We start from the raw sequence: 12,108 nt of genomic DNA, 5'->3' as shown, positions 1-12,108 counted from the left end.
CGAATTAAAAATGAAAAAGATATTTTCAATACTTACTATAGGCTCGTTAGCATTTCTCACTGGATGTGTAAACGGAGATGAGGATTTTAATAATAACCAAAGTCAACCCTATGTGGTTCCGGCCGAACCATTATTTACCAATGCTCAAAAAGAGCTAATGGATCAGATGGAAACACCTAGTGTTAACCTTAATGTTTTCAGATTTTTCCAGCATTATCTAGCTACAACAATATATAGAAATGATGCAAGATTTAATTTTGCAGGAACTAGAAAAGTTCCGGATAATATGTGGCTTGCACTATATACAGATGTTCTTGGAAATCTTAATGAGTCAAAAAAGGTCTTAGCGACTGAAGTGAAGCCACCTTTAACGCCTCAGGCAACTTGGGAAAAACAACAGGCCAATAAATTAGCAATCATAAATTTATTGGAAGTTTATACCTATCAGGTTTTAGTAGATAGTTTTGGTAACGTTCCTTATTCAGAAGCAGCAAAACCTGAAACTATTGTTTTACCAAAATATGATGATGCGAAAACAATTTATGAGAACTTAATTACAAGGATAAATTCAGCGTTATCTACTTTAGATTCAGGATATACAAGCTTTGAATCCGGAGATAATATTTATAATGGAAATGTTGGAGATTGGATTATTTTTGCAAATAGCCTAAAGCTTAAAATAGGAATTAACCTTGCCGATGTAAATCCTACATTAGCTAAACAGACTGTTGAAGCAGCATATGCTGGAGGAGTAATGGTTACAAATCCTAAAAATTCTTTGTTTAAATACGATGGAACTTCTCCTAATTTTAATCGTTTATATGCCGAAGTAGTTGCAAGTAACAGAAATGATTTTGTGGTTGAAGAAGGTATTGTAGATGCAATGAATGATTTGAATGACCCAAGAAGACCATTTTATTTTACAGAGGTTTCTGGAGGAGGATATGTTGGAGGTACTGTTGGTTTGACTAATGAATATGGCGCAAATTCTCATATTGCAACCAATTTGTTAACTCCAAACAAAACAGGAATATTATTTGATGCAGCAGAAGTTAATTTTTATTTAGCAGAAGCTGCGGCGAGAGGTTATTCCGTTGGAGGAAGCACTGCAGCCCAATATTATCAAATCGCAATTGAAAGATCAATGCAACAATGGGGAGTACCTGCTGCAGATATTACTACCTATTTAGCAAATCCCGATGTAGTGTTTTCTACTACAAACTGGAAGTTGAAAATTGGGCAACAAGCATGGATTGCAATGTATAACAGAGGTTTTGAATCTTGGAACTTCTATAGAAGATTAGATTATCCTGTATTAACAGCACCTAATGCAGTATCTGCTGCTGCTGGTAAAGTACCAACCAGATTAACTTACCCTATTAATGAACAAACTGTAAATGGAGCGAACTGGACTGCAGCATCTTCAGCAATTGGGGGAGATAAACTAACTACAAAAGTTTTCTGGGACATTAATTAAACAATTTCTTTTAACATTCATATTAAAACCGCCTTAGTGCGGTTTTTTTATTTCCGTATATTTGCATTTCAAATTAGAATAATGAATATTAAAGATATAATAGAACAAAAACTGGCAGAGGTTATCCTTAATGTCTATCAGTTGAAAGATATAAAACTTGAAATCCAGGAAAATAAAACTGAGTTTGAGGGAGATTTTACCATCGTTACTTTTCCTTTGGTAAAGCAATTGAAGAAAAATCCTGAAAGCATTGGGGTAGAATTAGGAGAAGGATTAACAACTCAGACCGAATTGCTGGAAAGTTTTAATGTGGTAAAAGGATTTTTAAATGTAAAAGTTAAAAACCAATTCTTCGTAGATCAGTTTAAAACGGTTTCTGAACAGTTTTTTAATATAGAAAAGAAAAATGCAACCGTAATGGTGGAATATTCTTCACCAAATACCAACAAACCATTGCATTTGGGTCATATCAGAAATAACTTATTAGGTTTTTCTGTCGCTCAGATTCTTAAAGAAGCGGGTTATGATGTTATAAAAAGTCAGATCATCAATGACAGAGGAATCCATATCTGTAAATCGATGTTGGCTTGGGAAAAATTTGGAAAAGGAGAAACACCGAATGCAGAAACGAAGGGAGATAAATTTGTAGGAAACTACTATGTTAAATTTGACCAGGAATACAAAAAAGAAATAGCTGAACTTATTGCGAATGGAAGCACTGAAGATCAGGCTAAAAAAGATGCTCCTTTAATGAAAGAAGCTCAACAAATGCTTTTGGATTGGGAGAATGGCGATGAAAAAGTAAGAAATCTTTGGAGCGAAATGAACTCTTGGGTTTACGATGGTTTCAATCAGACTTACAAAAGATTGGGTGTAGATTTCGACCAGGTTCAGTATGAAAGCAACACTTACATTTTAGGAAAAGATCTTATTCAGGAAGGTTTAGATAAAGGTGTTTTGTATCAGAAAGAAGATGGTTCGGTTTGGTGCGATTTAACTGACGAAGGTTTAGACCAGAAATTATTGCTTCGTTCAGATGGAACTTCTGTGTATATGACTCAGGATTTAGGAACGGCAGTTCAGCGTTTTAAAGAAAACGATATTCAGAAACTTATTTATACAGTAGGAAACGAGCAGGATTACCATTTCCAGGTTTTATTTAAAATCTTAGGAAAATTAGGATATTCTTGGGCAGATCAGTTGTACCATTTATCTTATGGAATGGTAGAACTTCCAAACGGAAAAATGAAATCTCGTGAAGGAACAGTTGTCGATGCCGATGATTTGATGCAGGAAATGTATAATGAAGCAAAATTAAAAGCAATTGAGCAAGGAAGATTAGAAGGTCTTACAGACGGAGAAAAAGAAATTTCTTATGAGATTATTGGTCAGGCTGCATTGAAATATTTCATGCTGAAAGTAGATCCAAAGAAAAAAATGCTTTTCAATCCTGAAGAAAGTATTGATTTTAATGGAAATACAGGACCGTTTATTTTATACACTTATGCTCGTATTCAATCGCTGTTGATTAAAGCAAATTATTTGAATAGAGAAATTGCTGAGGTAGAATTAAATCAGCATGAAAAAGAAGTAATTATGCAATTGGCAAATTATAAATCTGTTGTTGAAAGAGCATCTGAATCATTAAGTCCAGCTTTAGTTGCAAATTATCTTTATGATTTAGTGAAATCTTACAATTCATTCTATCAAAGCAATATAATTCTAAAACTTGAAGATGAAGATCTAAAACAATTCCGTTTGAATTTATCAAATCTCACGGCACAAACAATAAAAAAATCATTAAGTTTATTAGGTATAGGAACCGTAAACAGAATGTAAAAAATAAATCCTCCTGAAAATTTCGGGAGGATTTTTATTTTAAACCTGAGTTTCGTTTTGAACCTGGCTTTCTCTATACAATTTTGCACTGCTCCATTTGGCATGTTTTGAAGGAACAATCTTGTATCCTTTTCGATAAGTGTAGACTTTCGTAAATTCTGCGCCGAAGAAAACCAGCATACACGAATAATTAATCCACATCATAATTAAAATCACCGTTCCGGCAGTTCCAAATGCTGAGGTGGGTTTAAATTGTCCAAAGTAAAGACTCAGCAAAAATTTACCTAAAGTAAAAAGAGCTGCAGTAAGTAAAGCGCCTTTCCAAACCGATTTCCAGCTGATTTCTACATCGGGAAGTACTTTAAACATCAATGCAAAAAGGACGACAATAACTAAAAATCCTACGGTGAAATTAATAATTTCTACAATGATATACGTTTCAAGACCGAAATAAGTAGTGATGAAATTATTAAAGAGTCCTATTAATGAGGATAAAACCATCGTGATCATCAGTAAAAATCCTAAAATAAGAATCATTCCTAATGAGTTCGCACGGTCTAAAAGAAATTTTACCAAAGCTTTTTTAGGCGCAGCTTCCACATCCCAAAGATTATTCAGAGATTTCTGCAACTGAAAAAATAGGGTAGTAGAACCATAAACTAATGAGCCTACTCCAACAATTTTCATAAAAATATTTTCCTTATCAATAAGTGCTCCTGCAATCATATCCTGAATGCTTTTGGCAACATCCTGTCCCATCAATCCACTAATCTGAGTACTGATTTGTCCGCGAATCGCTTCTTCCCCAAAAAAATATCCTGCGATCCAGATAATAATAATCAGCAATCCCGGAATTGAGAAAATGGCATAATAAGCCAAACTTGCCGAGTCATTAGAAGCGGATGAATTATTCCATTCTGTAAATGTTTCTTTAACGGTTTCCCAGAAAAATTTTAATTCTTTTAGCATAGTTAGAATATTAATAGATGTGATTTGATGATGAATATTGTCTTCAGTTTGAAATCAAGAAATGACAATATATTGTTGCTGGATTTAAGGCAAAGATTATTCCTTAATGTGAATTTCAGTGTAGAAAAGGAAAAAATCTTGCTTCATAAAGTATAAATGGTTTCAGCAAATTATCAATAGATAAGTTTTGTCTAAAGCCAAATGAATTGTGGTAAACTAAAAAACGGGCTAAAGCCCGTTCCTATTGATATTGAAATATTGTGTTGCTTTTTTATGTAATAAGTCAGAGCTGATCACTAACTAACTAACTAACTAACTAACATTAGCTTTTTAGAAAGGATATCCAATGGCTATATTCAGAATAAGATTATCTTTTCTCCAGCTGGAATCTCCAAAATTGATTCTGTCGAAAGTCCATCGGTCGCCTTTTTCGTAATATGGAACTCTTAGAGGCATTGCCAAATCAAGTCTTAAAACTAAAATTGAGAAATCTAATCGTAGACCAACTCCTGCTCCTACTGCAATTTCACTTAAAAACTCTTTAGAAAATTTTCCTCCCGGTCTTGTATTGACTCCCTCATCATTGATATCATCATTAATCAACCAGATATTTCCTGCATCTACAAATGCTGCAACATTCAAAAATTTATAAAGATTGGCTCTGTATTCAGCATTCAATTCTAATTTTACGTCTCCCGACTGATCAAAAACAGCTCTGTTGTTATTCTCATCTCTCGGATCATAACTTCCAGGACCTAAAGTTCTTGCTCTGAATGCTCTGATACTGTTACTTCCACCTACAAAAAACTGTCTTGAGAAAGGAATATGTTCTGAATTTCCATAAGGAATAGCAGCTCCTGCAATAAATCGTGAAGCAAAAGATGTTTTCTCATTAAACTTATGATAGAATCTTAGATCATTTTCAATCTTTGCATATTGGCTGAAAGGAACTCCGAAAATTGTTTTTTCCTTTCCTTCTTTTACATTGGCTCCTGTAACAAGACCTGTAATATTTCCTGCTAAATCCAGCATTCCTTTATAATAAAACGTATTTTTTCTAGGAAGCATTGTTGTGGAATAGGTGTAAGAATAAGTGGGTCCGAAAATAAGTTGCTTTTCAGTTATTCTTTGAAGGTAAGGATTGCCGTCAGATTTAGTTTTAAATTTTTCAGTAATGTCTGCCGGACGAATCAAAGAAACATCAATGACATTAAGTTCGTGTTCTTTTCTTACATTTTCTTTCCATTGGTACCCAAATGAAGCATTAAATGTATTTAAAGAATATAAAGTTGTTCTGTTTTGGAATTCATATCCCAGTTTCATATTAGTTCTCGGAACAAAAGCACTTGAAGAATTGAAACGGAAAGGTGCCACAATTCTTGGAATTGATAATTGTACATTGGTTCCCGCTCTGAAAATGTTTTCAGCATCTGCAGGACCGCCCATCTGAACATCGAATGCTCCATAAACAGAAGCCTTAAACTGTTCTGCACCACGGAAAAAATTTCGTTGCGTCCAGTTTAAATTTAGTTCGCTTCCTGCATAATTTGCAGAATTGGTTCTTCCCAAAGCTTCCAAGCGTAAAGATTGAAGTTCTCTTGGAGTTAATACATAATACGCATCAAACTTATGATTTAAAGAATCTGAAACGACAAACTCATTTTTCACAAACTTAAAAACACCCAAGCTGATCAATCGATTAAGAGATAAATTGTGGTCTTTTCTATTGTAGATATCACCTTGGTTGAAATATAAAGCTCGGTCAAAAATTCTTGGTTTAAATTTTTTATCAGGATCAACTACGTAAATATTGTTGTACTCATATCCTTTCAAAGAATCGGGATTCATCGGGATATTATATTTTCCTTTTTTAGCATCGCGAAGATTGTAATTAGGAAAAACAACTACTTTATCAATTGTAAACTGTTCGGTTGCCAATTTTGGTGTGTTGTCTTTCAGCTTTACAATAAGCTCAACTTTTGGATTTTTAGTTACCGTACTATCTGCTTGTACAATAATATTGTCTGGACTGAAGTAATAAAAACCTTTGTCTTTTAGCTCATTGTCGATTCTTTGTCGTTCGTTTTTGATGACATCAAGATCGAAAGGATTTCCTTCTTTAAGTAACGTTTTTTCTTTTAAATTCTGAATTTCTGCATTAATAAGCGTAGAATCTTTTGGGAAATTCACATTGCTTATTAAATATCTTGCTCCCGGATTTAAGGTGTAAATAACCTGCGCTTTTTTATTTTTTGAAACCGTGTCATATTTAGCTTTTGCATTAAAATAACCCTTGTTTTCAGAATAATTTACAATAATATCTTTATTAAATTCTCTGTCAACATCTCCAAGCAAAACAGGTTCTTCACCAAATTTATATTTCAGCCAGTACTTTATGCCTTTTTCTTTTTTGGGTTCTTTCGTAGTATTGTATGCATAGAGTTTTGGTCTTAAACCAAGGAAAGTAGAATTTGGTTTTGGCGTAAGATTTTCTTCGAGTGCAGACTTCAATTCACTTTTTTCTTTTTTTGAAAGAGAATCACTTTCTATTTTTACTTCAGCTCCGGTATAGAGCATTTGCCCGTCTTTTAGAAACTTGGTATTGCTACAAGAGATAACTGCCACCGTCATTCCCGATGCCAAAAAATATTTGCAGTATATATTAAAGGTATTCTTCATTATTTAAATTCTACGACTTGGTTATCTTGTTTTCTTTTATTTTCTCTGATTTCCTTGTTTCTCTGATTTCTAGATTTACGGAAAATATCACGGAACTTATCGTAATCTAAAGTGATGATAAATCCTACTCCGGTTTCTATAATTTGTCCTTGTAAAGCAACCTGATAATCATTTTTTCGGTACGCTCTCAACATATATCTTCCGTCTCTAGAAAGGCTGTAATCTATCATAACATCTCCTGCAATATTGGTGGTATTTTCGTTTTGTCTCGCTTCACCTTCCAATCCGAAATTACTTCCTACTGTAACTTTCAGACGGTCATTTAATAATTTTTTGCTGATATCAATATTCAGATCGGTTCTTGTATTTTGAGTTCCGGTAGAATAATCTTCGGTAGATTCAAGATCGAAATTTAAATCAACTCCTTTTATAAGATTGGAGGCAATATTATTAAGCTGTTGCGAAAGAATTTTACTCACACTCTGTCTCGCCAATGTTTCAGCAGAAACTCCGGAATTACTTTCGAAAGGGTTTTCACCAATAAAACGATTCAGTAAAAGCAATGCAAAAACCTGCTTATTCATTTCGTTTTCATCTTGTCGCAACTGAGACAGTTTTCCGTCTACTGTTTCTGTAACGGTAGAAGAAACCGCGTTATTTTTTTCGTCTGTGGTAATATCAAAAGAGATATCAGGTTTCAAAAGTTCTCCTTTAAGGATCAGTAATGTATTGAATGGAATTCTTTGTTTAAACTGATTAAGATCTGCAGGATTTCCTCCAAACTGTTGTTCTACAAGATCAATAGGCGCTGCATTGGTTTTATAAATAGCGGTAATATCCAATTTAGCGGTTGTTGGTTCGCCGGTCCAGGTGATGGTGCTTCCTTTTTGGATATCAAATTTTCTTTTCAAAAGACTTACCGACATTTCGTAGCTTCCTTTTTCTACCTGATAAACGCCGACTAAAGTTGTTTTTCCTGAAGGATCAATTCCGCCTGTTAAATCTGCTTCACCCTGAAGTTTTACAAAATCTCCATTGGCTTTGTCAATAATAATCGACATTTTTGCTTCTTTATCTACTTCAATGTTGACATTTACATCCAATCCTTTAATCGGACTTTCTGCTTTGACAGAATCAGATTTTATGGTTTTATTAAGAGCAATCTGATCCTGATCGATAAATTCTACAATACCGTCTCTTTCCTGCAAAGATGGGCTCGACTGCGGAAGTACAAATGTGAAATCTGTTTTCTCTGAAACTGCCAATCTTCCGTCAACTTTTGGTAAATCTAGATTCCCACCCACTTTTAATGCAGCATCAATTGCCAGAATTCCGTACATCATCGCGTCGTTTGATTTTTCAGAATTTACTACTTTGAAATCTTTAGCTTTTAGATCTAAATTAAATGCAAAATCTCTGTAAGTCTGCGTTAAAATCTGTCCGTCGATGTTCAGAGCATTTCCGTCTTTGTCTTTAATTTTAAAGTCATCAAACTCAATTCCGCGGTTGGTAAATCCTATTTTATCATTGATATTTCTGAAATCACTTCCTGTTTGTGCAATCATTAATCCGACATTATTTAGCTTAATATCACCCAAAATTTTCGGTGCAGTTGTCGTTCCTGTAATTTTTAAATCTCCCGAAAGATAACCTTCCGTATTGGTAATTGCATTCATCGAAAAGCCCTGAAGCGTTTTCATCTGAAGCTGATTCATATTTAAATTTAAATCAAACGTACTCGAAGAAGTGTTGTAATTTCCTAAAATCTTTACATCATTATTATTCCCCGAAAGTGCAATGTCTGCATTCAGAAGATTTGCGGATTGGTTATTGACTTTAATCGCCAAATTTCCTACCGGACTTCCATAAACAATCAGATCAGAAACATTGATGTCTGAAGTGAACGTCATATTTTTGGTTAAATCTCTCAACTGCGCTGTTCCGTTGATGGTTCCTTTCGCCAGCAATGAATCTTTTTTGATGATCTCTGTAATCGTTTCTATTTTAAAATCTTTCAATGAAACATTCAGCGGACTGGTTGGTGAACTGCTTTCAGACTGTAAAGAAATTTCGGCTCCCAAATTTGATAAACGGAAATTATCCGCAACAATTCCCTGACTGAAAATCTGAATTTTATTGTTTTCAGCAACCGTCCAATCCATATAATTTAATTTTAAACCATTCGGATTTAGTGATATTTCGGTAACATCATTCAACGATTTGGCATTTCCTGCAATCAGGAACTGCGTTTGATCTTTATCGTCTTTTGTGGTGATATTATAATTGATGATATTATTAGCAACATCGCCATTAATGTTCACTTTATTTAAAGCAAAACTTTCACTTTTCAAAGCGGCAACACTAAGATCATATTGTAAAGCCTGATTTTCGTTTGTGATTTTCAGATTGGTATTTTCCAAAGTATTTGTTCCGTACAAAACCTGCGGAATTTTTGCATCCAATTCTATTTTCTGAGAATCTGCATTGTAATTTCCTGTAATGTTGATGGTTTCAAAACTTTTCAGATCCGGTACAAATTTTCTGATCAGATCGTCATTTTTAATTGTTGCATTAATGGTGAAGAATTGTCCGGCATCAATTTTCTGAGCTTTGCCAGGTTTTTGAAACTGATAATATTGATTAATGGTTTGACTTAAAGCTCCAAAAATCTGAGTCAGTTTATATTTACCATTCAGTTCTACATCTGCAATCTGCGAATTGAATTGAATTAAAGTTGAATCTGCTTTTGAAAAGGCATTCAATCTAACTACTTGTATAGGGTAGACTTCTTTGGTATCTGAAATGGCAAAATCCTGTAAATTAAGATAACCGTTCAGATTATCTGGGTCTAAACTTTTAAAATCGGCATCAATTCCACCAGCAATGATCATTGGCGAACTGTAAAATCCTAATTTGTTTAGATCTAATTTATTGATATTTCCATTGACTTTTACTGTCGGATTTTTCTCATCGTAAACTCCGGAAGCAGCAAGATGTAAATTGGCATTCGGATCTTTTGAGTTTAAATCAATATCATAAGCACCACGGTTTATTTTACCTTTCAGATTCATATTCTGATAAGTGTAGCCGTTGTAAGTTGCAGATTGTACGTCACCCGAAAGATTTGCAGACATTGTTTTTGGGTCAAAACCTTGTCCTTTTGCATTGATATTTGCATTGATACTTCCAATATCTTTATTCTGAATCAGTTTTCCGATCTGAAGACTCTGAAGATTGGCTTTTACATCAAAAGTTTCTCTGTTTTTTCTGCGCATATCGGCTTTAGCAATCACGGCAGCGTTTCCTAAAGTGGAAGTCAGACGCAAATTGGCATCTACAACTTGGTTCGTACCTTTTGCTGTTCCACGGATTGTAAAAGAAGATGGCAAAGTAATATTGCTCGGAATAGTATTTTTTGGAACTAAATTATAAATCGTTTTTGAGGAAGAAGAAACTTCTGCAATTTTCAGATCGTAATACAACTGATCAGGATTCATCGCATTTTTGATTTTTCCTGAAGCCAAAACTCTCAATTGGTCTAAACCTGAAACTTTCAGATTTTGGATCATCAAATCATTCACAGTTCCGTTCACCAAAGCATTTACATTTAAAGTCGCATTTGGATATTTGTTGAACGGTGCTGTATTTTTTAAAGTTGGAACTATGTTTAAAATATCAGAAAAACCAATTTTAGAATCACGGATGTCGGCTGAAATTTTTACCGCTCCAAGATTGGATGATAACTGGTCAATCGAATTATAATTTAAAATAACTTCGTCTCGTAAGATTGTTTTTGGAGTCTGCAGGTAAAGGTTTTTTAAATACGCTTCTTTTTCTGCGTAAACAAAATCGGTGTTGAACTTTTGTACGTTCAAACCTCTTGCTTCCTGTATTTCTGCTGATTTTACAGAACCTGCAAAACCATTGTTTTCCATTTTGAAATTTCGGACGTCGATATTTAATTTAGCAAAATTAAGATGGTTAAAATCCATTCCGCTTTTTGTAGGAGCGATGGCTGTGTTGTTGTATGCGATTTTTACATCATCTAAATGAAGTCTCCCTAAAAGGACTTTCATTGCTTTTTCTTTTGCCGAATTTTTTGAAACTTCAGGCTTTTCTTCGTTTTTAGGATTGGCGTTTTCCGTTGGAAGGAATAAATTGACGTTGATATTTGCTCCGGTTAAATAAACATTTCCAACATTATAATCGTTGTTTTCAAGATCGATGCTGTTTACTTTTGTACTTAATTCTTTGAAAAGAACTTTCGCAAAAGTTTTGGTATTATCGTCGCCATAGTCAATATCAAAATTGGTCAGGTTTATTTTGTTTAAACCTAATTTCATTGCCTTTTTCTGATTCAGAGAATCTACTTTTTCTTCTACATTAGCAGCAACTTCTTTTACTAAATCTTGTTTTAGTTTTAATTTTAATCCGTCAAGATTAATATCATTTACTGCGTAAGAATTGTTTTGAAGATCAAAAGTTTTTACTCGGGTATCAAAAGATTTGAAATATACTTTGATATCATTTCTGGATTGCTGATCGTTGAAAGTGATCCCGATATCTTTTAATTTAATTTTATCAAGAGAAATAATAAAAGGCTTTGACGGTTTTTGCTCCTGTTCTTTATCGGAAGTAGCAAACGCATCAATAATATAATCAAAATTGAATTTTCCCTGCGGATTTCTAACCACATTTGCGCGAACGCCTTCTAAATCTATGGAGGTAATATCAGCTTTAGAATTGATCAATTTCCACATATCTAAACCGACATCGAATTTTTTCACAGCTAAAAGCGTATCTATATTCTGACCTTTCAGATATAGATTTTCCATCACCAAACTGTTTGGAAAACCGATATAGACTTTATCTAGACTTACTTTGGTTTTTATTTTTTTCTCAAGGTAAACAATCAGTTTATCTTTTACAAAGTTCTGAACCGCCGGAAGTCTTAAACTTAAAATGAGCAGGATGATTAAAACAATAAAAGAGATCATTGTAATAACAATACCTCTGAGAATTTTTCTTTTATTAAATTTTATTTTCAAAATTTCTGTGATTTAGCCAATAAATACTTTTTTTTTGATTGATGAGTGTTTTGATCATCGATGTTTAAAAATACACATTTTAACTTAAATTTAAAA

5 protein-coding genes are annotated in these 12,108 nt (G+C 33.7%); 2 read left to right on the top strand and 3 right to left on the bottom strand.

From position 1 onward, the window contains the following. The first annotated feature begins 10 nt into the window (after positions 1 to 10). On the top strand, positions 11 to 1,477 hold the full coding sequence (locus FDY99_RS06385) for a SusD/RagB family nutrient-binding outer membrane lipoprotein (RefSeq protein ID WP_139420055.1): 1,467 nt from the start codon (positions 11 to 13) through the stop codon (positions 1,475 to 1,477). Positions 1,478 to 1,558: 81 nt separating this feature from the next. Continuing rightward, entirely contained in the window at positions 1,559 to 3,316 is a 1,758-nt protein-coding gene (gene argS / locus FDY99_RS06380; RefSeq protein WP_139420053.1) for an arginine--tRNA ligase, read from the top strand. 39 nt (positions 3,317 to 3,355) lie between these two features. Here the strand turns inward: argS and FDY99_RS06375 are convergent, their stop codons facing one another. The 3 genes from FDY99_RS06375 to FDY99_RS06365 all read right to left on the bottom strand — a co-directional run bounded on the left by FDY99_RS06375 (position 3,356) and on the right by FDY99_RS06365 (position 12,012). After that, positions 3,356 to 4,285 (bottom strand): YihY/virulence factor BrkB family protein, encoded by a 930-nt coding sequence (locus FDY99_RS06375; protein ID WP_139420051.1) that lies wholly within the window; start codon positions 4,283 to 4,285, stop codon positions 3,356 to 3,358. 330 nt (positions 4,286 to 4,615) lie between these two features. Further along, entirely contained in the window at positions 4,616 to 6,964 is a 2,349-nt protein-coding gene (gene tamL, locus FDY99_RS06370; RefSeq protein ID WP_139420049.1) for a translocation and assembly module lipoprotein TamL, read from the bottom strand. Further along, the gene (locus FDY99_RS06365) at positions 6,964 to 12,012 is read right to left on the bottom strand and encodes a translocation/assembly module TamB domain-containing protein (protein ID WP_139420047.1); all 5,049 of its coding nucleotides are present in this window, start codon (positions 12,010 to 12,012) and stop codon (positions 6,964 to 6,966) included. Before FDY99_RS06365 ends, tamL begins: the two co-directional genes overlap by 1 nt. Positions 12,013 to 12,108: the final 96 nt, after the last annotated feature.

Source organism: Chryseobacterium mulctrae, assembly GCF_006175945.1.
GTDB lineage: Bacteria > Bacteroidota > Bacteroidia > Flavobacteriales > Weeksellaceae > Chryseobacterium > Chryseobacterium mulctrae.
Note: the sequence above shows the minus strand (reverse complement) of the source record. Positions and strands in the feature narration are given on the sequence as shown.